Annotated in this window: 20 protein-coding genes; 4 read left to right on the forward strand and 16 right to left on the reverse strand. The window is 67.2% G+C overall.

Annotated elements, in window-relative coordinates:
- Positions 1-36 precede the first annotated feature (36 nt).
- Complete coding sequence (locus HAV22_RS02110; RefSeq protein ID WP_166855995.1) at positions 37-1,437, forward strand: aromatic ring-hydroxylating dioxygenase subunit alpha; 1,401 nt, start codon at positions 37-39, stop codon at positions 1,435-1,437.
- A gap of 41 nt (positions 1,438-1,478) precedes the next feature.
- Complete coding sequence (locus tag HAV22_RS02115; RefSeq protein WP_166855997.1) at positions 1,479-2,048, forward strand: 3-phenylpropionate/cinnamic acid dioxygenase subunit beta; 570 nt, start codon at positions 1,479-1,481, stop codon at positions 2,046-2,048.
- 66 nt (positions 2,049-2,114) lie between these two features.
- Here the strand turns inward: HAV22_RS02115 and HAV22_RS02120 are convergent, their stop codons facing one another.
- The 5 genes from HAV22_RS02120 to HAV22_RS02140 form a co-directional block, all read right to left on the reverse strand.
- Entirely contained in the window at positions 2,115-4,403 is a 2,289-nt protein-coding gene (locus HAV22_RS02120) for a DUF6351 family protein (protein WP_166855999.1), read from the reverse strand.
- 303 nt (positions 4,404-4,706) lie between these two features.
- Positions 4,707-6,200, reverse strand: a complete 1,494-nt coding sequence (locus tag HAV22_RS02125) for an aldehyde dehydrogenase family protein (RefSeq protein WP_166856001.1) — start codon at positions 6,198-6,200, stop codon at positions 4,707-4,709.
- Between the two features lie 25 nt (positions 6,201-6,225).
- On the reverse strand, positions 6,226-7,872 hold the full coding sequence (locus HAV22_RS02130) for a GMC family oxidoreductase (RefSeq protein ID WP_166856003.1): 1,647 nt from the start codon (positions 7,870-7,872) through the stop codon (positions 6,226-6,228).
- 41 nt (positions 7,873-7,913) lie between these two features.
- On the reverse strand, positions 7,914-9,278 hold the full coding sequence (locus HAV22_RS02135; protein WP_166856005.1) for a DUF1329 domain-containing protein: 1,365 nt from the start codon (positions 9,276-9,278) through the stop codon (positions 7,914-7,916).
- 19 nt (positions 9,279-9,297) lie between these two features.
- Positions 9,298-10,983: a DUF1302 domain-containing protein gene (locus HAV22_RS02140; RefSeq protein ID WP_208296013.1), complete on the reverse strand. Its 1,686-nt coding sequence runs from the start codon at positions 10,981-10,983 to the stop codon at positions 9,298-9,300.
- A 299-nt stretch (positions 10,984-11,282) separates the two neighbouring features.
- On the opposite strand from HAV22_RS02140, the gene HAV22_RS02145 reads away from it, so the two are divergent.
- Entirely contained in the window at positions 11,283-11,741 is a 459-nt protein-coding gene (locus HAV22_RS02145) for an Lrp/AsnC family transcriptional regulator (RefSeq protein ID WP_166856007.1), read from the forward strand.
- Positions 11,742-11,751: 10 nt separating this feature from the next.
- The gene (locus HAV22_RS02150) at positions 11,752-12,210 is read left to right on the forward strand and encodes an Lrp/AsnC family transcriptional regulator (RefSeq protein WP_166856009.1); all 459 of its coding nucleotides are present in this window, start codon (positions 11,752-11,754) and stop codon (positions 12,208-12,210) included.
- Positions 12,211-12,252: 42 nt separating this feature from the next.
- Here the strand turns inward: HAV22_RS02150 and HAV22_RS02155 are convergent, their stop codons facing one another.
- The 11 genes from HAV22_RS02155 to HAV22_RS02205 form a co-directional block, all read right to left on the reverse strand.
- Entirely contained in the window at positions 12,253-13,332 is a 1,080-nt protein-coding gene (locus HAV22_RS02155) for an alpha/beta fold hydrolase (RefSeq protein ID WP_166856011.1), read from the reverse strand.
- Between the two features lie 20 nt (positions 13,333-13,352).
- Positions 13,353-14,561, reverse strand: a complete 1,209-nt coding sequence (locus HAV22_RS02160) for a multidrug effflux MFS transporter (RefSeq protein WP_371869502.1) — start codon at positions 14,559-14,561, stop codon at positions 13,353-13,355.
- Positions 14,562-15,596: an oxygenase gene (locus tag HAV22_RS02165; RefSeq protein ID WP_166856013.1), complete on the reverse strand. Its 1,035-nt coding sequence runs from the start codon at positions 15,594-15,596 to the stop codon at positions 14,562-14,564. It lies immediately after the preceding gene.
- Complete coding sequence (locus tag HAV22_RS02170) at positions 15,593-16,507, reverse strand: Rieske 2Fe-2S domain-containing protein (RefSeq protein ID WP_166856015.1); 915 nt, start codon at positions 16,505-16,507, stop codon at positions 15,593-15,595. Before HAV22_RS02170 ends, HAV22_RS02165 begins: the two co-directional genes overlap by 4 nt.
- Before the next feature lie 24 nt (positions 16,508-16,531).
- On the reverse strand, positions 16,532-17,458 hold the full coding sequence (locus HAV22_RS31445; protein WP_166856017.1) for a quinone oxidoreductase family protein: 927 nt from the start codon (positions 17,456-17,458) through the stop codon (positions 16,532-16,534).
- A complete protein-coding gene (locus tag HAV22_RS02180; RefSeq protein ID WP_166856019.1) occupies positions 17,458-18,300 on the reverse strand; it encodes an SDR family NAD(P)-dependent oxidoreductase in 843 nt (280 codons plus the stop codon). Before HAV22_RS02180 ends, HAV22_RS31445 begins: the two co-directional genes overlap by 1 nt.
- A 27-nt stretch (positions 18,301-18,327) precedes the next feature.
- Complete coding sequence (locus HAV22_RS02185; protein ID WP_166856021.1) at positions 18,328-19,158, reverse strand: enoyl-CoA hydratase/isomerase family protein; 831 nt, start codon at positions 19,156-19,158, stop codon at positions 18,328-18,330.
- A gap of 1 nt (position 19,159) precedes the next feature.
- Complete coding sequence (locus HAV22_RS02190) at positions 19,160-20,125, reverse strand: VOC family protein (protein ID WP_166856023.1); 966 nt, start codon at positions 20,123-20,125, stop codon at positions 19,160-19,162.
- Complete coding sequence (locus HAV22_RS02195) at positions 20,118-22,574, reverse strand: efflux RND transporter permease subunit (protein ID WP_166856025.1); 2,457 nt, start codon at positions 22,572-22,574, stop codon at positions 20,118-20,120. The genes HAV22_RS02190 and HAV22_RS02195 overlap by 8 nt, the downstream gene beginning before the upstream one ends.
- A 1-nt stretch (position 22,575) precedes the next feature.
- Positions 22,576-23,718, reverse strand: coding sequence for a WD40/YVTN/BNR-like repeat-containing protein (locus HAV22_RS02200; RefSeq protein WP_208296014.1), 1,143 nt, complete (start codon positions 23,716-23,718; stop codon positions 22,576-22,578).
- A gap of 107 nt (positions 23,719-23,825) precedes the next feature.
- Positions 23,826-25,181, reverse strand: coding sequence for a DUF1329 domain-containing protein (locus HAV22_RS02205; protein WP_166856027.1), 1,356 nt, complete (start codon positions 25,179-25,181; stop codon positions 23,826-23,828).
- Positions 25,182-25,191 lie beyond the last annotated feature (10 nt).

Genomic DNA, 25,191 nt, shown 5'->3' on the forward strand with positions numbered 1-25,191 from the left:
TACAATTCAGCGAGCAGGAAAACAAAGGAGACAACGATGCACCAGCATGCCGAAACGACACTGCGGGACGGGACCACGATCTCGGACCTGATCAACCACGAGACACGCGAAGTCAAGGTACGCGCCCTGTCCGACCCCGAGCTTTATGAACTCGAGATGGAGCGGATCTTCGCCAAGACCTGGATCTTCCTGGGGCACGAAACCGAAATCCCGAACAAGGGCGACTTCGTCACGCGCGACATGGGTTCCGACGCCGTCATCGTCGCGCGCGACCGCGACAACGAGATCCACGTCTCGCTGAACGTCTGCCCGCACCGCGCGATGCGGGTGCAGACGCACGACGCCGGCAACACCAACGTCCACATGTGCATCTACCATGGCTGGGCCTTCAAGCCGAACGGCGACTTCATCGGCGCCCCGATCGAGAAGGAGTGCATGCACGGGAAGATGACGCCGAAGGAACAGCTCGGCCTGAAGAAGGCGCGCGTCGCGCTGTATGGCGGCCTGATCTTCGCTACCTGGAATATCGACGGCCCCAGCCTGGAAGAATTCTTCGGCGACGCCAAGTACTATTTCGACACCCTGTTCCTGCGCACGAAAGGCGGCCTCGAAGTCCTCGGCCCGCCGCAGCGCTTCCGCATCAATGCGAACTGGAAGACCGCCTGCGAGCAATCCGCCGCCGACGGATTCCATACCCTGACCCTGCACCGCTGGCTGGGCGAAGTCGGTCCGTACGCGAAAAAGCCGGACGCTGAAGGCAAAGGCGCCGACCTGTCGCCCGAGATGTACGGCAGCGAAGTCTGGACCGACCACGGCCATGCGCTGCGCTGCATCGAACTCGACCGCAAGATCGTGCGCCTGACCGGCAAGGACCCGGCCGAGCTGACCCCGGCCGAAAAGCTGACCGTGCTGCCGCCGCCCGGCATCACGCCGGCGATGGTGCCGGAACTGCTGGAGCGCTTCGACGACGGCCAGCTGAAGCTGATGTCCTGGCGCCCGCCCCAGGTCGGCGGGTTCTTCCCGAACGGCCTGTTCGAGTTCATCTATCTGCCGCAACCGGACGGCACGATCGTCGGCGCCTGCGCCCTGCACGCCTACATTCCGAAAGGTCCGGACAAGCTCGAGTTCATGAACTGGATCTTCGCCGAAAAGGACACGCCGCCCGAGCTCAAGGCGCGCATGCTGCGCCAGTCGGTGCAGATGCTGGGCACCTCCGGCATGGTCGAGATGGAAGATTCCGACACCTGGCCGCACCAGACCGAAGTGGCGAAGGGCGCGATGAGCAAGACCATCACCATGAAATACCAGGCCCTGTTCGAAAACGGCGCACCGGAAGGCTGGCCGGGACCGGGTCATGTCGGCGACGGCTTCACGAAGGACGACACCCAGTGGGCGTGGTGGAAGTACTGGCACGAGCTGATGACGAGCGAAAAATGAGCCAGCAACCCGTACACCAACAACACCCCCAGGAGACACCCATGGAAAAGAACCCGCTCGAGCCGACGCCGCTGCCGCCGTCGCTGCGCGCCAACCGGGTCCCGGTCGGCAGCCCGCTGTACAACGACATGGTCGAGTTCATGTACGACGAGGCGGAACTGTTCGATACGCTGCGCCTGCGCGACTGGATCGCGATGGTCGCCAAGGACATCGAATACACGGTGCCGCTGCGGCATACCCGTGCCACGCGCGACCAGGACAAGTCGGTCGTGCGCACCGTCCAGCACATGTACGACGATTACCGCTCGATCATGCTGCGCGTGATGCGCGTCATGGATACCCGCAGCGCCTGGGGCGAGGACCCGCCGTCGCGCACCAAGCACCTTGTCTCGAACATCCGCGTCTACCGTACCGACAAGGAGGACGAGTTCAAGGTGCAAAGCTACCTGCTGATGACCCGGAACCGCTTCGACCACGACAAGTTCGACCTGATCCCGTGCGAGCGCCACGACGTGATCCGCAAGACCGAGTCGGGCTACCAGCTGGCCCGGCGCGAGGTCATCATCGACCAGGCGGTGCTGGGTACGCCTAACCTCGGCATCTTCCTGTAAGCACAGGCGCTCCGACTACCCGCCCCCGCCATGCCAGGCGCGGGCGGGTTTTCTTTTAGCCCGCGGTTACTGCGTGGTGATGTCGAACACGAGATTGACCGGCGACGGGCCGACCGACGGATACGGTACCACCGGCACCTGGTTCACGCCGGACTTCGACCAGTCGCAGACACCGCTCGGAAAGATCGCCTGCAGGCGGGCCGACTGCGCGGCACTGAAGGCCACCTTGTAGTCGCCGGTCGACACCGGCTTGAGCTCGCACTTGAGCTTGTCGGCCGCGATCGATTCCCCAGCCTGCGCGCGCGGATAGGTCCACGTCGGCCAGATGGCGTTGCACGTCCCGGCGGCGCCGGTTGCGGCTGGCGTTTGCGTCTCGGCGATGAAGCGCGGCGTGGTCGACAGCGTGAAACAGCCGTCCACAACGGCAGCGGGCTTGGCCGCGACAACCTTGTCGCGCTGCGGCACCGTGCCTGGGTCCGCCTTGTACGCCTTCACCCACTGGACGAACAGCGCCCATGCGTCGGCCTGGGCCTTGGCATTGACTGCGGCGCGCTCCGCACGCCCCGGCGTAGCGATGCCGAACAGATCGGCGAACGACACGCCGCCGCGCCACATGACGTGGTTCTTCGTGTCCCCGTTGGCGATCCGCAGGCGCTCGCGCATCGCGAAGTGGAACCACTGGTAGTGGTAGTAATTGTCTTCGTCGTAGAAGTTGGACAGGTCGAAGATCGGGATCGCCGCCAGGCCGCCGTTCGCACCGAGCTGCATGCCGACCTGGTAGGCGCGCTTGATGGCGTCCACCGACCCGGTGCTGCGCGCAGCGATGTAGTTGCCGTTGCGGTCGTAGCCGCCGATCTTCTCGTTCAGGTCGAGGAACTGATCGACCGTCAGCGTGCCGTCGCTCAGTTGGGCCAGGCCATACTGGACACCGACGTTGTCGAACGGCCGCAGGCCATAGCCCTGCGCATCGACACCGTAGACGTTGCGGCCGACGTCGAATACCGTCGCGCGCGCGCCGCCCGGATTGGTGGTGGCGTCCCAGCGCTGGGGCAGCGGGACGGCGGCATTGAACGCGCCGGCGGCATACCCGCCGCCGAACGAGCCCGTGGTCGGAATGGTTTCGGTGCGGCCCGAGACCGGATCGGTCCGGCCGGACTGCACCGCCAGGTCGTACCACGCACGCGCGGACTTGTGGCCGGATACCGCCACCATCTGTTGTTCCGACACGCCGGAACCGTTAATTACGGTGAGATAGTGGTTCAGCAGCTTGTCGTCCATCGCGGACATCGAGATCGCCAGCGCGTCCGGGAACGTCGCGTCGATGAAGACGCCGTCGAACAGGCCCGGGAACGCGTCCGCGATCTGCAGGCTGGTGTACGACCCGCCCGACGTACCGACGCTGACGGTGAATGCGGGCACGCCGAACGTCTTGATGAAGTGCTGCTTCCCCATCAAGGTGGTCTCGCCCGCGAGATGGGCGTTGCAGCTGTTGGTCGGGTGGTTCAGCGTGTTCGTGAACACGGCATAGCCTTCGCCCAGCCGCTTCAGGTTGGTTGCCGTGTAGGGGCTGACGCCCATGGCGGCGCCCTGGATGTACCAGCCCGTCGCGCAACCGGTGCCGTGCACGGCGATCAGGCCCTTGTTCCACCCCGGTGGCGGCGTCAGCGCGCTCGGCGCCGCATCCTTGGCCGGGTTGAACAGGACCGCGTTCTGGTAGATGCCCCGGTTCATGGTGCCGGTTTCGATCCGCACGACGAACGGCAAGGTCGCGCCGCTCGTCGTGGTCGTGGTCGCGACGTCCGCCGGCAGCGCCTTGGTATCCGGCAGGACCTTCAGGGTGTTCCCGCCCACCGGCAGGTACAGGTACTGGACAACGGTCGGCGCCGAGCAATTGGCGTCCGTCGGCGGACCGAGCCTGGAGCCGTCGGGCAGGACGAAATCCTGGGTCTGGCAATTGAAGGGCGTCGTTCTGGGGCCGGACAACATGGGACCGTTGCCGTAATTGGTCACATGCGTCGTCGCTGCGCGCCCCCCGACATCGGCCGAGATGACGTTGGTGCCTGGCTTGAGGCCTGCGACCAGGCCGACGAAATGTCCCGCGTGCGCCGGATCCGGCGCGAATGCGGCGGACACATTGGCGTCGTTCGCCAGCACTTTCAGCTGACCCGGTATTGCGCCGCCGGCGGGCGCTGCGATATCGACCAGGACCGAGTCGCCGGCCACGTAGTCGGCTTTCGAAGAAAGCAGCGTGATGTCCGGAGCGGCAGGGGTCGACTCCGAGTGGCCGCCACAGGCTGCCACCATGACGCCGGCGACAGCGGCGGCCAGCGCCGCCTTCGATGAAGGTTTTTCCATGAGTTGCAATGTCTCCATTTGTTGAGTACTGCTGAAAAGGCTTCGTACACAGGGCGTCAAATAAAGCAATTAATGTCCTCTATATCGCGTCCCTTCTAGAATTTACCTAACAAAATTCGACGAAAACATTGTGGAATATACCTACAGCGATGAATGTAAAGGCGTGACCTGGCCCTGCTTCGCCCATCGCGCGAATCGCGCCGCTGCGGGGGGGGCCATGCAGTCGAACAAAAAGCAGTCGCGCCGAGGTGGCACGACTGCGAAGCTTCCGTTTCAGGAAGCCAGGAGCCGTCTCGACATCCCCTAAACGCCTATCGGAAACACGATGGTTTTCTCCTGTGTGTACTCGTTCAACCAGTGTTCGCCGTATTCGCGTCCGAGGCCGGAACGTTTGTAGCCGCCGAATGGCGCATCCATCAACCGGTACAGGCCGCCATTGATGACCACGCCGCCGGTACGCACCTGCAGCGCCATCTCGTAAGCCTTGGCCGGATCGCGCGAGTGAATGCCGCCATACAGGCCGTACCGGCTGTCGTTGGCGATGGCAATCGCTTCGTCGTCCGTGTCGAAGCCGATCACGCACGCCACCGGTCCGAAGATTTCGTTCTGGGCGATGGACATGCCGTTGTCGACGTCGTCGAACACCGTCACGTTATGGAAATAGCCTTTACCTAGGTGAGCCGGACGCCCACCGCCGATCACCAGGCGCGCGCCCTCGTCCCGTCCCCGCGCGACCATGCTTTCGACGCGCTCGCGCGCCACCGCCCGGATCAGCGGGCCGACCACCGTATGGGGATCCGCCGGGTCGCCGACGACGAGCTGGCTGGCGACCGCGCGCATGGTCTCGATATAGGCGGGCCGGATCGCGTTGTGCACCAGATGGCGCGTCGCCAGCGCGCAGCCTTGGCCGCAATGGGTCGAGACCTGGAACAGCCCCTCCATGGCAGCCTTCTGCACGTCGGCGTCGGCGCGGACGATCAGCGCCGACTTGCCGCCCAGTTCGAGGAGCGAACGCTTGATGGTCGGCGCGCCCTGGGCAAGGATGGCGGCGCCGACGGCATCCGAACCGGTGAACGTCACCATGTCGACGCCAGCGTCGGACGTCAGCAGCCGCGCGACGTCCGCGTCGCCGGTGACGACATTCAATACCCCGGGCGGCAAGCCGATCTCGCTGGCGATCTCGCCGAACAGCAAGGCCGAGAACGGCGTGTACGGCGAGGGCTTGAGGATGACGGTATTGCCCGCCAACAGGGCCGGCACCAGTTTCGACAGGTTGGTGAGAAACGGCGCGTTGTACGGGGTAATGGCGCTCACGACGCCGACCGGCTCGCGTACGATGGTGCCGCCGCCCAGCAGGCGCGGCCCGGCCGGCGCGAACGGGGACGGCGCGGACTCCACCGGCAAGTGGCGCTCGGTCGGGACCAGCGCGCGCGCGATCGCGGCCGCGAAGATCTCCATCGGCCGCGCAAAGAACATGCCTTCCGCCAATCCGTGCGTGATGCCGCCCTCGGCGATCATCAGCGCCTTGATCTGCGCGGCGCGGCTGGCCAGCGCCGCGTGCATCCTGCGCATCGTGTCGACGCGCGCGGCCGGGGTCATGCGCGGCCAGGGGCCGCTGTCGAAGGCCTGGCGTGCGGCTCCCACGGCGGCGCCGGCCTCGGCCAGTCCGCCGACGGGTTCCATGCCGATGACGTCCTCGGTGGCGGGATTGAGGACAGGCTCGGTCTGGCCCGACAGCGGCGCGTGCCACTCGCCGTTGATGTAGAGCCGATCGAGATGGGTAAAGGGAATGCTCATGTGTGTTCTCTCTCTTCCAAAGTGGTCAGGGCAGGACGGCGTTGGTGGCGGCAGGCGGCCGGACGGCGGGCGCGGCCGGGGAATCCGATGCGAGGATCAGTTCGGCAGCACGCATCGCGATGGCCATGGCCGGACCATTGGTGTTGCCCGATATGAGGGTCGGCATGATCGACGTGTCCACCACGCGCAGCCCTTCCACGCCACGGACACGCAGGTGTGGATCGACCACGGCGCCGGGGTCCGCCCCCATGCGGCAGGTGCCGGCCGCGTGGAAGGCGGTGGAGCCATGGGTGAAGAACGCTTCGGCGATCTCCTCGTCGCTCGCGCAGGCGGGCCCCGGCTGGGTCTCGGCCACCACGTACGGGCGCAGCGCCGGCTGCATCAGCATCTTGCGCATGAAGCGCACGAGGTCGATCGAATGGCGGCGGTCGTTGGCCGTGCTGAGGTAGTTCGCGTCGATGAGGGGGGCGGCATCGGGGTCGGCGCTCGAAATGGCGACCGATCCTTCGCTGTCCGGATTGGTGAAATAGCCGACCCAGGTCATGCCCTGCTCTTTTTCGAGGACGATCTTGCCGTCCTCCACGCCGATCGAATACAGGCCGATACCCAGCTCGGCATCCGGGCGCGCGAGCTCGGGACGCGTCTTCACGAACGCGCACACCTCGTGTGCCGCGTGCGTCATCGGACCGCTCCCGCCCGTGAAGTAGCGCAACAGGTTCTTGAGCAGCCGTACGCCGGCGAACTCACGGTTCAGACTGCCGCTCCTGACGCGCACCTGCAGCATGATGCAGCGGTGCTCGAGCAGATGCCGTCCCACCGCGGCGATGTCCGCCACCAGCGGGATCCCGTGCCGCGCCAGCAGCGCCGCGGGACCGACGCCCGACAGCTGCAGCAGCTTCGGTGTGTTCAGTGCCCCGGCCGACAGGATGACTTCACGCCGCGCCCGCGCCACCGCGACCGTACCGCCTGCGCGCAGTTCAACCCCGACCGCGCGGCCGCCCTCGAACACGACCCGCAGCACGTCGGTTCCGGTGCGCACGTCGAGATTGCGGCGCGCGCGCGCCGGCGCCAGGAACGCCCTGGCCGCGCTCCAGCGCCGTCCGCGCCATATCGTACGCGGCTGATAGCCGATGCCGCCGTGGAGTGCCGCGTTGATGTCGTCGACGCGCGGCACCCCGGCCTGCCCGGCGGCGGCGATCACGGCCTCGCACAGCGGATGTCCGGCCGGATGCATCGACACCTTCAGCGGGCCGCCGGCGCCGCGCGCTTCCGATGCCCCGAGCTCGTGGTCTTCCATGGCGCGGTAGCAGCGCCCGATGTCCTTCCAGCCCCAGCCGGTACAGCCGGCGGCTTCCCACGCGTCGTATTCGGCAGGATGGCCGCGCAGGTACACCATGCCGTTGATCGAACTGGAGCCACCGAGCGTGCGGCCCTTGAGCCAGTCTTCGGTGTCGCGGCCCGCGCCTTTGGAGGCGGAATAGCTCCAGACATGCGGATTGCCGGGCGTGAGCATCTTGCCGATCCCCCGCGGCATTTGGATCAATGCGTGGCTGTCCGCGGGACCGCTTTCGATCAGCAGGACGGTCGTGCCGGGATCGGCCGACAGGCGGTTGGCCAGCACACAGCCCGCCGAGCCGGCGCCGACGATGATGAAATCGTATTCCTGGTTCATGTTGTCTCCTGAATTCGGTGGCGTACGGGCGCCACCGCGGGTCAACGCGTGGTTTCGCGCGCGACCATGGCCTCCACCGTCATTTCCCTTTCAGGCAACGCACTGCCCGGAATCAGGAAACCTCCGACCGAGGCATCGCCCAGCACCGCGTAATTGCTGCGATTGAAGTCGTACGTGACGCTCTTGAGGGCCAGCGGAATCGCGTGGTCGTAGGCCTGGAAGACCGAATTGAACATCGAGCGGTACAGTTCACCGTTATGGTCGAGCGAATCGAACCCGCCGGCGCCGTATGTGTCCTCGTCGACGTAGTACGTGCGCTTGGAATACGCGTGGCGGAACCCCGGTTTGAGGGTCGCCTCGACGACCCAGACGCGGTGCAGCTCCCACCGTTCGCAGCCTGGGTTCACATGCTTCGGCGTGAACTGCGCTTCGTCCTTGCATTCGAAATTGAACTTGTAGCTGTTGTAGGGAATGAACATCTCCTTCTTGCCGAGCAACTTGAAGTCGAAGCGGTCCATCTTCCCCGAGAACATGAACAGCTCGTCGTACAGGATTACGCCGCCCAGGGCGCTGACCGGCGTGTCGTAGACGAACTCGGGCGCCAGCTTCACCCGCCGCTGGCCGGGGCTGTAGCTCCACGCGCGCCGCGGCTTGTCGACGGTATCGAGGTAATCGGCGATCAGCTCGGCCTGTCCCGACTTGCGCGCCGGGGCGTTGGTCAGCGCGAACGCGCGCCAGTACAGCTGAGGATCGCGGTCGGCAAGGCCGGTCTGGTAATACGGCTTCTCGACCTGGGTGTACTGGTCCGACGTCATCGTGGGCCGGCCGCTCGCATCGACGATCCACGACCGGCCGTTCGCGGTGGTGAAGCCGTTGTCGCCGACATACCGCAACAGCACATTCCACATGACCTCGTAGCCGTTCGTGGGGATGGGGAATGGCAGGCCGCCGCGGCACGCCGTATCGACCGCATAGTTGTCCTTCAGGGTCTTGCAGGTGGTGGCGTTGCGCACGGTCGCCTTCAGCACGTGGTCGGGCAAGGCGGCACTGCGGTGCGTCGGGTAGATGTCGAGGTAGTAGTCGGGATTCTGCCGCAGCAGCTTCTTCTGCCCGGCGCTCAGCTTGTCCGCATACTGCTCCATGTTGCCGGCATTGATCCGGTACAGCGGTTTCTCGTCCCTGTAGGGATCGACCCAGAACCCGCTGTCGCGCCTGAAGCCCGGCGGCGCCTTGGTCAGGCCGCCCGTGTACGCCGGGATCGTGCCTTCCTTGTTGCCGGCCTTGATCGCGCCGAATTCGGTCAGGGTCGTGCCGAGTTGCCTGGCTTCGTCATTGCCGACGGCGGCCAGCGCACGGGTTGCCGCGAGCGCCATCAGGACGGCGCAATACAGGTGCTTGATAGTCATTTGCTGTCTCCAGAGGTGGTCAGAAGCCTGCCTTGAAAGTGAATACGAGCCAGCCGCGGTCGTTGTTGCCGACACTGCCGTTGCCGCCGATGAGCACGGTTCCGGTCGGGTCGTACCTGCCGGGCGCATGCGCATCGGCGTACTGCAGCGAGAATTCGTAGCGTTGGGCGAAGGTCATCTTTGCGCCGACCGACCACGAGAGCGACTTTTCGTTCCCGCCGCCGGCGCTGGCCGCGTTGCCAGTCAGGCCATAGTTCAGGGACAGCGGAAGATCCAGGTCCCAGGACGGGAGCACTTGCAGGTACTGCGGCGTGAACAGCAAGGCGAGCGCCGCATAGTCCTTCGTCGAGCATCCATCGCGCCTGCCGCCAGGGGCACCGTCCGGCGCCACGCACGCCGTCTCGCCCGTGCCTTTGTACAGTTCGCGATGCCGGGTCACTTTCAAAAGGCGGCTGTACGCGACCTCGGCGACAAAGCTTCCCGTGTCCCAGAAGCGGGAGGCAGGCAGCAGGTAGACGCCGTTCGCCACGACGTGCAGCGTATTGCCGCGTGGCCCCTCCTGGTCGAGCGGACTGACGGCATCGGTGTTCAGCGCCCCACCCTTGCGCACCGAGATATCGGTGGCGACGCTGACCGGACCCACGACGCGGGCGGCGCTCACGCCGACGAGTTTTACGCCGGTCGGATAAGCCAGGCGATAGGCGGTCGGCACGGTGCCCACGCCAGGCACCGTCACGAACCCGGTCAGGTTCGGGCCGAACCAGGGGTTGTAGTCGTCGAATTCGCGGTAGTAGAGCCCGAGGCTCGATTCGATGGCCTCGAGATTCAGCTTCGCACTCACGCCCGAGTTGCCGCGCTTGCCCGGCATGAGCGATGGGGCACGCGCCAGCGTGGCGCCGTTGGGCGCGACCGGCAGGCGGTCGGGCCCCTCGAAAAACGGATCGGCCGGCCCGAAAAACGTGCCGCCGTAGGGCAGGCGCGACTCATGCCAGCCATAGAAATACTGCCCGGCCAGCGCCAGCGCCGGCGATACCTGCGCCTTCAGGAACAGTTGCGACTCCGGCAGGAACACTTCCTTGGTTTCGATGCCGGGACTCGTGACCGCCTTGACGCCGTCGATCGGCGATTGCGAGTACGAAATGGCATGCGCCCCGATCAGCAGGCCTTCGCCGAAATAGTTGGTCTGCCGTCCGAGCTTGACGTTGACCGGCATGACCCCGAATTTGACGTTGCCCCAGACGAAGGCATCGAGCACTTCGCCGGAAGGACCATTGACGTAGCGCGCGACGTGCGAATTGTAGCGGTCGCCGATATAGCTCGACGCGTAGCCGGGCACCCGGCTGCGCACCGCATGGTCGTCGTAGGCATTGTCGTACCACGCGGCGGCGCTGACCCGGGCACCGAGCAGGCTGCGGTAGCTCAGGTCGATCTCGCTGAGCAGGTCGACCCGGTTGGTCACGACATCGCCGCGGTCGAACTTTCCGTCCGATTCGTCGTAAGTCGGGTTGTTCAGGATGCGCGTATCGGGTCGCTCGGCGCGCACGCCCAGGTTGTAGCGCAGGGTGTTATCCCAGCGTAGCTTGAGGTCGCGGTTGCCCGTCTGGATATCGATCGCGGACGCACCGCCCGTCCACGCCATCAACAACATCACCGATACGCCGCGCAGGGCCAGCCCTGCAGGCATCCGCATTCCGATGCTTCTCATGGTGTCTCCTCCAAATTGCTCTTTTTGTCACGGCCTCATGGCCGCCTGTTTCGTACGCCGCCGTGTCCTGAGGCCAAACGGGCCGCCGCCATACGTACGATAAATTTTAGCGTATACATTTCGCTCATTTTCTACGCAAAATAAAAATAAATCGATTCCTACGTGTTTATGCGTAATATTTTGATTTAAATACTACGAATTACTCACGAGGAGTACGCCTTGCCCCACGTTCAGCGCCTGTGCTAAGGTGAGCGGTTAGCATGCAAAACGAGACAATTGACGAGCCGATGATCCACCCAATGAAGAACGAACGGCCGCTCGACGAGCTGGACCGGGATATCCTGGGCGCCCTGCGCGCCAGTCCGCAGGAAACGAACAAGGCGCTGGCCGACAGGTTCGGCGTGAGCGAGGTGACGATCGCGTCGCGCATCCGCGCGCTGGAAAGCGAGCGCGTGATGAAGGTGATGGCGCAGCGCGATTTCCGCGCCGCGGGCTACCACGCGTTTGCCAACGTCGACGTGTACACGGCCGGGCGACCGGTCGAAGCCATCGCGAAAGAGCTGGCGAAGCTCGACGGCCTGACCCTGATCAGCATCCTGATGGGCGATCCGTCGTTCGCACTCATGGCGATGGCGCCGGACCTGGCCGGCCTGCAGGCACTGGCCGAGGACATCGGCCGGATCAAGGGCGTGCGCTCGGTCGAACTCACCCTGTTCGCCGAGATCCTCAAGTACCGCAGCGATTTCGTGAATTTGTGAAAGGTGAAAAATGACCCTGAAACTGGACGAGACCGATACCGCCATCATCGACTTGCTGCGGGAGAACGGCCGGATGAGCAATCGCGAGGTCGGACGCGCCTTGCAGATCTCCGAAGGCACCGTGCGCCAGCGCCTCAGGAAGCTCATCGAAGGCAAGGCCGTCCGGCTCGGCATGGTCACCGACTTCGAGGCCAGCGGTCTGGGGACCGGCGTCATCCTGCGCATCAAGTCACTGCCTGGACAGGCACGCAGGATCGCCGAGCGGCTGGCGCAGCTGGACGCCTGCACGTTCGTCGCGCTGTCGATGGGACGGTTCGACGTCGTCGCGGTCCTCGTCAGCAAGAGCCGTACCGAAGCGGCCGAGATGGTCGACAACGACATCAAGGGCATTCCGGGCGTGCACGCGGTCGAGATCCAGGAACCGGTGAGCTATGCCAGGCACCGGTACGACCTCGTCTATATCACCTGAACCATCGGAAAATAGATCAGGCCTCGGGAGTCGCGTGAGCGATCAGTTCACGGGGAAGTGGGTCTGGAACCAGTGCAGTGCCGCGCCGTACCAGGTCTGCGATTGCAGCGTCAGGTTCAGGTTGTGACCGGCATTGGGCAGCACGTACGCCTCCAGCGGCGTGGCGGCCGCGAAGAACGGCAGCTCGGCGGCCCGCAACGTGGCGGCGCTGCTGCAGTCGGTAGTGGAGCCGCCGCCGCCCTGGCTGCAGAATGCGATGTCGTTCATGCCGTTGGCCACCAGCACCGGCACGCGAATGCCGCCGGCATCGACGGCAAGGTAATCGGCGGCGTTCAGGAAGCCCGAGAGCTCGCTGTGCGTGGCCTCGTCAGCGGCAATCAGCGCCGGGTCGGCGTCACCCGATTGATAGAACACCGCGCGGCCCTGGAGCACGCTCAGATACCCGAGGTCGCCGGCGGGAATGTTGGCCTTCGTGATCGGGTCGTTCAGCGCCGGCACCACGCTGGCCGTCAACTTGCCGAAGCCTGCGCCGCCCAGGGAATGCGAGAAGCCGGACAGCAGCATGCCGTCGACACCGCCGTACTGCGCCACGCCGCCGAGCACCACCAGCGAACCGATGGAATGCCCGACGACGACGATCTTGCCATACGAGTCGCCCAGCGCCCCGGCACGTACGGCGCTCACCACTTGCGCCACCGCCTTCGCTGCCGTGGCATAGGTCACCTGATCGCTCGGCGGGTGTGTGCTCTTGCCGACGCCGAGCTGGTCGATGGCCAAGGTGGCATAGCCCGCACGGTTCATATGGTTCGAGTACGAGTAGCGGCCCTCGAACCCGGGGAAATTCCAGTAGGTGTGCGAGTAGGTCGCGCCATGCACGAGCACTTGCAGCACCTTGGCGCCAGGGCCATCCGCCGGGCGGCACCACTGGCCGTAGATATGGCCGGCATCCACCGCGATCGAGACATCGCTGCAGATGGGCGCATGATCGCTGCCGCCGCCGCAGCCAGCGAGCGCCGTTGCCGCCAGGGCCATCGATGCCAGGGCGCGCAGGGCCCGGGCGGCGCCACCACGCCTTGCCTGCGCCGGTGCCGCCACCGTCGTCTTCATGTCTATCGATTTCATCGTGTTATCTCCGTCTCTTTTCAGGAATGTGTCGGCGAATGCGCGGCCAGCAGCACGCCGGCGCCGGCGCACAGGAACAACACGGTCGCGCCGAGCGCGAGCGACAGCAGCGATCCCCACAGCAGCGGCGCGAGGACCGCGGCGATCAGGGCATTGAAACCGGTCTGGACGAACAGCTGCACCGACGACCCCATGCCGCGCCGTTCGGGGACGCAGTCGAGTCCCCGGATCGTCAGTGTCGGCATCGCCAGCGCCATGCCGAGATTGAACACGAACAGGTGCAGAACGTACCAGCCGGCCCCCGCCGGGGCCGCGAGGCAGATGGCCAGGTCGAAGGCGATCGCCGCGCCCATCAGCGCGAACCCGGCCTGCAGCGTGAGCCGCACCGGCCAGCGCGCGGCGGCCTTGCCGGCCAGCGCCGAGCCGGCGACCAGTCCCGCCGTCGCCGGTCCGAACAGCCACAGGAAGTCCCCTTCGCCCAGGCCGAGGTGCCGCATCAGGAACACGGGTGCCGACAGCACGTAGATGAAGAACGCGCCGAACATCGCGGCGTAGGCCAGCGACCAGGTCATGAACGCACGGTTGCCCAGTACGCGCGCGTAGCCTCGCGCGAGCGGCGCGAGGCGGAACGGCTGGCGCGCCTGCGGTGCCAGCGTCTCCGGCAGGCGCAACGCCACCGCCGCGAACAGGCTCGCTGCCAGCAGCGCCAGGAACAGGAACACGGCGCGCCAGCCGAACGCCCGCTGCAGCGCGCCGCCGACCAGCGGCGCGACCGCCGGCGCCAGCCCGTACATCATGACGACCTGCGACATCATGCGCCGCGCCAGCGGCCCCTCGTGCAGGTCGCGCACCACCGCGCGGCCGATCACGATGCCGGCACCGGCGGAGAAGCCCTGCAGCGCGCGCAACGGCAGCAGCTGCCCGACGCGCGTGGCGCATGCGCAGCCCAGCGAGGCCAGCGCATACGTGGCCAGTCCGGCCAGCACCACCCGGCGCCGCCCGCAGGCATCGGCAATCGCGCCGTGCCACAGCGACATGAACGCGAACGCGGCGAAATACACCGAGATCGTCTGCTGCAGCGCGACCCGGTCCGTGTGCAACGTCCGTTCCATGTCCGGGAACGACGGCAGGTAGGCGTTGATCGAGAACGGTCCCAGCATCGCCAGCCCGGCCAGGATCAAGGTGATGCCAGGCAGGCCGGACGCCCGGACGACGGCGCCGGTCTGCACCTAGGGCCGCATGCCGAGGACGGCGGAAATATCCAGTGCCGGATCGGCATCGGCGCCGTAGCCGAAGTCGCCCGCGCGCTGGCGTTCGGCCAGGCGCGTCATCAGCACGCGGTAGCGGTTCCCCGGCGCGTCGAAGCGCGAGCTGAGATCGCGCCGCTTGCCCGGATCGAAGTAGCGCGCGTTCTGCGGCCGCAGCACCGAGTTGTCCTGCGGCTGGATGACGTAGGAGATGCGCGGCATCAGCCAGCGGAACGGCGCCGGCGCGTGCACCGTGTAGTTGGTCTGGTCGACGCGCGAGCGGTGCTTCCCGACGGGCACGAACGGCTGCACGTTGGGTATCGCGTAGCCGGGCGTGAAGCTGGGATAGGAAATGCACAGGTTGTTGCGCAGGTGGACGTGCAGCACCGCGCGCAGGTCCTGGTACTGCGCGCGCACGCCGCCGATCCAGCGCATCACCGGCGCCACCGACTTGCGGGTGACGATGCGGGTCCGCGTCAGCGTCTCGGACGTCGAGCTGAATTCGACGACGTCGCTCTCGGATTGCCCGTCGCCGATGGTGTTCGCATGCAGGAAATCGGCATGCGTGAGGTCGATCAGGTTCTCGACCGACAGCGGCGACGCGGCGTCGAACCGCACCGAGCGCTGGGTATAGCGCGGAATGCCCGCGCCGTCCGCCGGCAGGAACGGAATGAGCGGGATCAGGTCCGCGTGCGCGTTGTCGGGATTGCCGTACCAGACCCACACGTAGCCGTAGCGCTCATGGACGCGGTAGTAGCACGAACCGCCGGTGAAGGCGGTGGCGCCGGCGCGCCGGCTCTCCAGCAGGTCGGGCCGGAACTCGGCCGCGCGCACCCGTCCCAGCTCGCGCCACAGGTAGACGTCCTGCGCATGCACGATGCGGCGCAACGGGCGGTTGCCGACGTCGGCGCTGTAGGCCACCGGGAACCAGGTGTCGCGCAGGTCGATGTTACGGGGTATCCAGTCGCGTTTCCCGTCCGGCGCGGCGAAGCGCGCCGCCTTGTCATCCATGTTCATGCGACATCCTCCAGTTGATCCCGCCGTTCGCGCGACGGCGCCGCTTCGAGCGCCGCGATGGCGCGTCCGTCGATGTCGGCCCGCACCGTGAACGGCGCCGCCCCGGCCAGCCTGCGCAGGCGCCAGCCCGGCGGCCCGGGGTGCGAACGCGCATGGGCGAAGCCACGCCATACGAGGCTGGTGGTCCCGCGCCGGTTGGCGCTGGCGGCGACCAGCAGCGTCACCAGCGGCTGTTCGGACGCGTCCAGCAATTCCACTACGACGTCGCCGCCGGCCAGCGGCACGCGGGTACGCACAAGCAGCGGATGGTCGCGCACGAAAGCGGGGCCGGGTCCCCTGCCCTTCCAGACGGCGCCGCGATCGAGCACGAGATGCCCGCCGTCGCGGCGCGGATCGCCGATGAAGAAGTCGGTGATCGTCACGCCCGGAAAGTCGAGCAGGCATTCCGGGCCGTCGAGCATGACGTCCAGATAGTCGGGGAACGCGATCGCCGCCACCGCGCTTCCGGTGAACTCGCGCCCCGCCGCCCGGTAGGCCGCGCCCGGGAGCGTGCCCCGCATGTCGCCGGCGCCGGTATGCACATGGATGAAGCCGTTCAGTTCGGCGACCGGATACGCGCGCGCCGCGGCCGGCGGGATCTTCTCGTCGCGCCGCAGGTTCGGGATATCGGTGCAGCGCCCGCTCGCGCCGTCGAAGGTCCAGCCGTGGTAGGGACATTGCAACCCGCCCGGCCTGACCTGCCCCGGCGACAGCAGCACGCGCCGGTGCGGGCAGCGGTCTTCCAGCGCGAACGCTTCTCCGGCGGCGCTACGGAACAGCGCCACCTGCACGCCGTCGCAGACCACCGCCAGCGTCTTGCCCGGCGCCAGCTGCTCCGACAGCGCGACGATCCACCATTGTCCTGATGTCATTCGTGTCCCTTCCGCGCCGGGTCGTCAGCCGCGCACGCGCGCGGTGATCTTCGCGTGCGGTCCGGCCACCTGCGCCGCCCAGGCCGCGCCGGCGTCGTCGAATGCGAACTCGCTGTAATCGATCCGGATGTCCTGCTCGCGCGCGATGCGCAGCAGGCGCTCCCAGATCGCGCGGCGGTCGGCCGGGGGCCGCTGGCCGGTGCCGATGCACGACAGCGTGCGGAACAGCAGGTCGGCGATGTCCAGGTTGACCTTGCGTCCGGCCCCGGTGCCGATGGTCATGATGCGCGCCCCCCAGCGCGTCGCCTTGAGCGCATCCAGCATCGGCTGGCCGCAGACCAGGTCGAGCACGACGTCGAAGCCCTCGTCCGTGACCGTCTGCAGTTTCGCGGCATCGTCGCCGCCGCCCAGCACCACGATCTCGTCGGCGATGCCGCGCGCCTTCAGCCGCGCCAGCGCGTCGGCCGAACGGGCCGCGGCCACGACTCTTCCGGCCCCCAGGAACCGCGCCAGCTGCAGCGCGATCTGGCCCAGCGTGCCGGTCGCGCCCAGCACCAGCACCTGCTCGCCCGGCTGGATCTTCGCCTGCTCCAGCGGCACGAGGGCGCCGGTGGCGGCGATCCCCATCGCGATCGCGGTGCGGTCGTCGACGTCGTCCGGCACGTCCCAGACTTCCTCGACCGGCACCAGGGTGCGCTCGGCCCAGGCGCCGTACGGCAGCACCGAGCGCTCGCCGAAATAGACCCGGCGCCCGTCCGGCGCGCGGCCCACGCCCTCGCCGCGGATCACGCACGGGTATTGCACGCCGAGGCGGTACGCGCCCAGCACGTCCCAGCCGCCCAGGCCGGCCGTATCGACGTCGATCAGGACCGCGCCGTCGCGCGGCGCCGGTGCCGGAAACTCGGCGATGACCGGTGCCGCGCCGCGTTCATGAATGATGGCAGCTTTCATCACATTCCCTTCGCGCCGGTCTGCGCAAACAAGGCCTTCATCGCCACCAGCGAAGGCGTGTGGCTGCCGAAGCCGCCGTCCGCCACCAGCGTGGTGCCCGTGACGAAGGCCGATTCGTCGGACGCCAGGAACGCCACGACATCGGCGATCTGGCGCGGCGTGCCCAGTTCGGGCGTCAGGTGGTTCTCGCGCAGGATCTCGAGCAGCGGCGCGGGCATGCTCTCGTGCGCGTTCTCGGCCGGGGCCAGCCCGATCTGCAGCGCGTTCGAGCGGATGCCCTGCTTGCCGTACTGCGCCGCCACCGAGCGCGCCAGCATCGCTAGCGCCGCCTTCGAGGCCGCGTAGGCCGTCAGCGACAGGTCGCCTTGCGCGCCCAGGCCCGACGTGACGAAGATCACCGAGCCGCGGCCATGCTTGAGCATCTCGCGGATCGCGTACTTGCTGCACAACATGGCGCCGCGCAGGTTGACCGCCATGGCGCGGTCCCAGGCTTCGACGTCCATGTTGACGACGTCGCGGTCGCGCCGGCGCTGTTCGACGTTCAGCACGGCCGCGTTGTTGTGCAGGACGTCGACGCGCCCGAAGCGCGCCACCACCGCTTCGACCATCGCGCTGACCTCGGCCTCGCTCGCGATGTCGCATTGCAGCGCCAGCGCCTGCCCGCCCTGCGCGTCGATGCCGGCCGCGACCCGGCGCGCGCCCTCGCCGTCGATATCGACGATCGCCACCCGCGCGCCATGCGCCGCCAGCACGCGCGCCGCCTCGGCACCCAGGCCGCCGGCGGCACCGGTCACGATAGCGACCCGTCCGTCCAGCTTCCCTTTGTGTTCTTGTTCGTTCATACCCGGTCTCCTCAGGTTGGGCCGCGCTCAGCGGCCGATGAAATTCGGCGGCCGCTTCTCGCTGAAGGCCAGCGCGGCTTCTCGTGCGTCTTCGCTCGGCTTGAGCAGGGCGAACAGGTCCAGTTCGAGGTCGAGCCCCTGCTTCAGCTCCAGGTCGAGGGCGCTGCGGGCCGCGCGCTTGACGAGCAGCGTGGCCGCCGGTGCGCGCGCCGCGATGCGCGTGGCGAACGCGCGCACCTCCTCGACCAGCGCGTCCGGTGCGCTCGCGACCCGCGTGACGAGCCCGATGTCCTTCGCCGCGGCCGCGTCGAGGCGCTCGCCGGTCAGCAGCAGGTCCATCGCCCGCCCGGGTCCCACCACGCGCGCCAGGCGCTGGGTGCCGCCGCCGCCGGGAATCAGGCCCAGCGCCGTCTCCGGCAGGCTGAACACGGCGTCCGGCGTCGCGTAGCGGATGTCGCAGGCCAGCGCCAGTTCCAGGCCGCCGCCCATGCAATAGCCGTGCACCGCGGCGATCACCGGCTTCTGGATGGCGTCGATCGCTTCGATCCAGCGCGCGCCCTGCATCCGGGTGCGCACCTCGATCGCGGTTTCCGGGCCGCGCTTTTCCTTGATGTCGGCGCCGGCGCAAAACCCGCGCGGGCCGGCGCCGCGGATCGCGATCACGCGGATCGCCGGGTCGGCGTCGAGTTCGCGCAGCGCCTGGGGCACGCCGTTGCGGATGTCGTCGTTGATCGCGTTGATCTGGCCGGGGCGCGTCAGCACCACCCAACCGAGGCCGCCTTCGCGCTCGATGGTCACGGCCTCGTTGACGATGCGCGCCCGCACGCCGTCGCTGCCTTTCGATTCGGTGTCGTCCATGTCACGCTTCCTCGAACTCGATGACCTGGCCGCGCAGTTCCGACGGCTCGATGCGGATCAGCGGGCGTCCGCCGGCGGATTCCGATTCCTCGACCCAGGTGAAGCGCGTGCCGCGCGCGCGCAGGTCGTCGGCCTTGGCCTCCAGCCCGTTCACCGCGATGCGGATGTAGTACAGGCCCGGCCCCCAGTTGTTGAGGTAGTGCGCGGCCGGGGTGTTCCAGGCGGTCGGCTGGATCACGTGCAGGGCCGCGCTGTTGGCGACCGTGAACGGCATCACGGCGCGGCGCTGGCCTTCGCGGGCCAGCAGTTCGACGCCGCCGCGCGGTTCCCAGTCGAGGTTCGTCGAGCAGCAGCGCAGCGTGTGGTCGAGATCGCGCACGATGAAGGCGCGCGCGCTGATCCGCACCATGTCGCCCGGCTTCGGGTCACGCGGCTGGGCCGGCGGGCTGGCGAACGTCTCCGGCGGCATCTGCAGCGGCTCGGTCGGCATCACCTCGATGCACAGGCCGCCGTCGACGGCGGGCGTGTAGCGCGGGCGTTCCGGCGTCGCTCCCAGCCACAGGCGGTCGAACGGCATCTCGGGCGTGCGCTGGGCCATCCGGAAGGCCAGGCCGCGGCGCATCAGCTTGTCCACGAAGACGTCGAACTTCGACCCCTGCAGCGCCAGCACCACCGAGTGCGTCAGCATTGGACGGTGGCGGCCCTGGTAGTCCTTCAGGCTCTCGAGGAACTCGTGGAACATCGGGTCGCCGGGATTGTCGTAGTCCAGGTGCCACTGCGGTTCCAGGCGCGTCGGCGACACTGCCAGCGATTTGTGCACGCGCAGGAAATGCGCAATGTACGGATGGTTGTCGAAGGCCTGGCGCCAGTTCGGGTGGCTGTGCACCCCCAGCTTGCTCACGAGCAGGTCGGTCATGCCGTCCGGGTCGGGCAGCATCATGTCGGCTGACAGCAGCAGGTCAAACATAGTTTTTCTCCAAGGTAGGGCTGACGCACGCATCGTCCTGTGCGCGGCGGGGATTGAGCAGGAAATACGACAGCGCCGGCGTGAGCACGAGCGCGCCGAGCATATTCCACAGGAACATGAAGGTCAGCAGGATGCCCATGTCGGCCTGAAACTTGATCGGCGACCAGGCCCACGTGACGACGCCGGCGGCCATCGTCATGCCGACCAGGGCCACGACCTTGCCGGTGAAGTCGAGCGAACGGCGATAGGCGGCGCGCAGGCTGTCGCCGCGCCGCTGGCACGCCAGCTGCACCGACAGCAGGTACAGCGCGTAGTCGACCCCGACCCCCACCCCGACCGCGATCACCGGCAAGGTCGCCACTTTCAGCCCGATGCCCAGCCAGACCATCAGCGCCTTGCACAGGACGGTCGTGATCACCAGCGGGATCAGCGCGACGATGGTGGCCCGCACGCTGCGGAACGTGATCAGGCACAGCAGGGCGGTCGAGCCGTAGACGGCCAGGTACATCATGACGATGCTCTTGCCGACCTCGATGTTGGTCGCGGCCTCGATGCCGGCATTGCCGGCGGCCAGCAGGAAGGTCACGGGCTCCTTGGCGCCGGCCGGGGTGTTGTTGGCCTGGGCGTACTGGCTCGACGTCTTGAGGATCCGCGCCACGGTGTCGGCCTTGTGGTCGCGCAGGTAGACGACGAGCGGCGACACCGAGCAGCTCTGGTTGGTGATGTCGGGCGTGGCGATCGCCGCCGCCGTCATGGCGCCGTCGGTGATCGCCTGGTTGCGGCTGATCGTCATCCACTTGGCGCTGCCTTCCGACATCGCGGCGGTGGTGAAGCGCACGGCCTCGGCCAGCGACGTGGTGGTCTGCACCGCCGGGTCCGCGCGCAGCAGCTGCGCGAGGCCGTCCATCTTCGTCAGCGCCGAATACAGGCGGCAGCCTTCGTCGGCGGTCTTCATGATCACCACGAACTGGTCGCTCGACAGGCCGTAGTTGCGCGTGATGTAGGCGTTGTCGCGGTTGTAGCGCGAATCGGGCCGCAGTTCCGGCGCGCCGGCGTCGAGGTCGCCGATGCGCAGGCCCTGCATCACGATCGCCGACGCCACGGTAACGAGCAGCGCGAGGAGGCTGACGCCGAACGCCCAGCGGCGCCCGGTCAGCGCGTCGAGGCGGCCCCACACGCGGCCCAGCAGCGACTGTCCCTGCGCCATGTCGCGGTCGGCGTCCAGTGCGCGCTGCGCCGCCTTCTTGCCGATGCCGATGTAGGACAGCGCCACCGGAATCAGGAACAGCTTCGTGAAGACCAGTACCGACACGCCGATGCTCGTGGTGATCGCGAGGTCGCGGATGACCGGGATGTCGATGATGATCAGCACCGCGAAGCCGACGATGTTGGCCAGCAGCGCCGTCACGCCGGCCACGAACAGGCGCCGGAAGGTGTAGCGCGCGGCCACGTACTTGTGGGTGCCGCGCCCGATATCCTGGATGATGCCGTTCATTTTCTGGGCGCCGTGCGAGAGGCCGATCGCGAAGATCAGGAACGGGACCAGGATCGAGTACGGGTCGAGCTCGTAGCCGAGCAGCTGCATCAGGCCGAGCAGCCACACGACGCCGATCACCGCAGCCGACACCAGCAACACGGTGCTGCGCACGCAGCGCGTGTAGAGGTAGACGAACACGGTGGCGACGGCCACCGAGACGGCGAAGAACATCATGACCGCCTTCAGGCCGTCGATCAGGTCGCCGACGATCTTGGCGAAGCCGACGATGTGGATGCCCACCTTCGCGCTTTCGTAGGTGCGGATCTTGTCTTCCAGTTTGCGCGAGAATGCACCGTAGTCGAGCGGTTCGCCGGTCTTGGGGTCGCGGTCGAGCAGCGGCGCGACGATCATGCTCGATTTCATGTCGAGCGCGACGAGGCGCCCGACGATGCCTGCCTTGGCCACGTTGGCGCGCAGCCTGGCCAGTTCGGCAGGGCTGCCGTCGAACTGGGGCGGCATCACGGGGCCGCCCGTGATGCCGTCCTCGGTCACCTCGCGCCAGCGCACGATCGGCATCCAGATCGATTTCATCCACGAGCGGTCGACGCCGTCGATCATGTACAGGTCGTCGTTCACCTTGCGCATGACGTCGAGGTAGGCTGGGTCGTAGATGTCGCCGGTCTTGTTCTCGACGACGATCCGCACCGTGTTGCCGAGGCCCGGCAGCTGCGCCTTGTTCGCGAGGTAGTTCTGGATGTACGGACTGCCGAGCGGGATCATGCGCTCGAAGTTGGCATTGACCTTGATCCGGGTCGCCGAATAGCCGAGGAACAGCGTGGCCAGCAGGCAGGCGAGCAGCACGATCAGGCGGTGGTTGAAGATCACGCGTTCGAGCAGGTTGCCCGAAGCGCGATCGAAGTCTTGCACGTCCCGTACCACGGGCATGCGGGGTTGATTGCCGTGCGCTGCCATGTCAGTTCTTTCCGATTCTTGCGTTATCCGTGCCGCAGCCATGGATGCGGACCTGTCTTGTACCGGCGCTGCCGGCCAGCACCAGCAGGCCCGACCCGGCCTGGGCTGCGCCAGCCACCTCGCCGCCGCGCGCCGCGCCGGCGTCGGTCGCCCTTGCGCCACGGCCGAGCAGGACCCGCCCGTCCTGCGTCACGAACGCCATCTCGCCCGGCGCGCAGGCCACGGCGTCGACCACGGTGGCCTCGGTGCCGAGCGCGACCTGCTTCCAGCGGGTGCCCCCATCGGCGCTGACGAAGGCGCTGCCGCGCAGGCCGAAGGCGGCCAGTCCCGCCTCGCCGGCTTTCAGCCCGAAAAACGTGCCCGCGTAAGGCGACTCGAGCTTCGCGAAACTGCCCGCCGCGCGGTCGTAGCGGCGCAGCAGGCCCTGCTCGCCCGCCAGGTAGAACACGCCGTCCGCCGCCCGTTCGAGCGCATACAGGTGCATGCGGCGGTCGTTGTCGGCGCGTTCGAGCCAGGGCTCCCAGCTCTTGCCGCCGTCGCGCGTATGCAGCAGGAGGCCGAACGCACCGGCCAGGAACCCTTCGCCGCCCGCGTCGATGCTGATGTCGAGGAAGGGATAGGACAGCACGTCCGGGGTGGCCGATTGCGCGGCGGCGCGCTTGACCTCGTCCAGCACCGCCAGCGCGCCGGCGTCGCCGTGCGCGGCCAGGCCGCGGTAATGGTTGTTCAGGAGTGCCAGCAGGGTGCGCCCGTCGAGCACCCTGCTCCAGGTCGCGCCGCGGTCGACGCTGCGCAGCGCCACGCCGTCATGACCCAGCGCCCACGCGACGCCCGGTCCGGTAAAGCGTACCGTGGTCAGGTCGGCGGCCACGGGCACCGCGGCCTGCTTCCAGGTCGTGCCGGCGTCTTCCGACAGCAGGATCGTACCGTGTGCGCCGACGGCGACGACGGTACTGCCCTGCGCGGCGATGCCGGACAGCGGACGCTTGAACGCCGCCGCCGAAAGGCCCGCCGCAGTGTCGATCGGATCCGGGCTGCCCGCCGCGCCCGCGGCCAGGGTGGCTATGGCGAGGGCCGCCGCCATATGTCGCACGACGCGGGCCAGCCGGCCGGGTCGCGCAACGATCGTATTCAAATTGTTCACAACAGACTCCATCGCGATGCACGAATCCGTGCGCGCGGGCACCGCTCCAGGGAGACGCCCGCCACAGGGCCGGACAGGCCGCACGGTCCTGCCCGGCAAGAACCGGACTAGCGTGCGGTTTCCTTGGCCACGATGGATTCCGGATTCAGTTCGCGGTTCGGACGCGGCTTGGTGACCACGCCGTAGCCGCCGACCAGGCCGTCGTTGACCAGCGCGTACATGCCCTTGTTGAAGTCGAAGACCACGTTCTTGACCATGTACGGCGCGTTGACGTCGTACAGCTGGACCATCGAGTTGAAGATCGAGCGGTACAGCTGGCCGCTGCGGTCATACGCGTCGTACAGCATGGCGCCGTAGGTATCCTCGTCGATGTAGTAAGTGCGTTTCGCGTAGACATGGCGGAAGCCCAGCTTGAGCGTCGCCTCGACGACCCACATGCGATGCAGTTCCCAGCGCCAGCAGGCCGGATTCGGGTACTTTTCCTTGAACTGCTCCTCGACGCCGCAGCCGAAGTACAGCTTGTACTCGTTGTAGGGCACGTACATTTCCTTCTTGCCCACCAGCTTGAAGTCGAAACGGTCCATCTGTCCCGAGAACACGAACAGTTCGTCGAACAGCGTCACGCCGCCCATGCTCGCCACCGGCGTGTCGTACGAGAATTCGGGCGCCAGCTTGATCCGGCGCTGCCCTGGTGCATAGCTCCAGGCGCGGCGCGGCTTCTCGGTCGGGTCGAGGAAGTCCATCAGGCCGGTCACTTCGCCCGCCTTGCGGATCGGTGCGCTGGTGACCGAGTAGGTGCGCCAGTACATCTCGCCGTCGCGGCCGTCCAGTTCATCGTGGTAGTACGGCGTCTCCTCGAACGTCTGCTGCTGCGCCGTCATCACGGCCTTGCCGCTGGAGTCGACGACCCACGAGCGCGACTGCTTGGTCGTGGTGTCGGCCTTGTAGCGCAACTGGTGGTTCCACATCATCTCGTAGCCGGTTTTGGCGATCGGGAACGGGAAGCCGCCGCGGCAGTCCTGTTCGACCGCCAGGCCGTTCTTGGCGGTCTTGCAGGTCGTGGCATTGCGCACGGTCTTGGTGAGCACCGCTTCCGGCTGCGCGGCGGTACGGTGGCTCGGGTAGACGTCCATGTAGAAACCCGGGTTCTTCTTGAACAACTCCTTCTGCCCGTCCGACAGCTTGTCGGCGTACTGCTGCCAGTTCTTGGCGTCGATGCGGAAGCTCGGCGCCTCGTCCTTGAAGGGGTCGGCCCAGAACCCGCTGCCGGCCTTGAACCCGGCCGGCGCCTTGGTCAGCCCGCCGGTGTAGGCCGGGATCGTGCCTTCCTTGTTGCCGGCCTTGATGGCGCCCACCTGGGTCAGCGTGCTGCCCAGCTGCTTGGCTTCCTCGGCCGTTACCGCGCCCTGGGCGACGCCGGCGAAGCCAGCCAGCAATGCCAGTGCAAGTCGATGCTTGTTCATGATTTGTCTC

The sequence above is a fragment of the Telluria antibiotica genome (genome assembly GCF_011682055.1).
GTDB lineage: Bacteria > Pseudomonadota > Gammaproteobacteria > Burkholderiales > Burkholderiaceae_D > Telluria > Telluria antibiotica.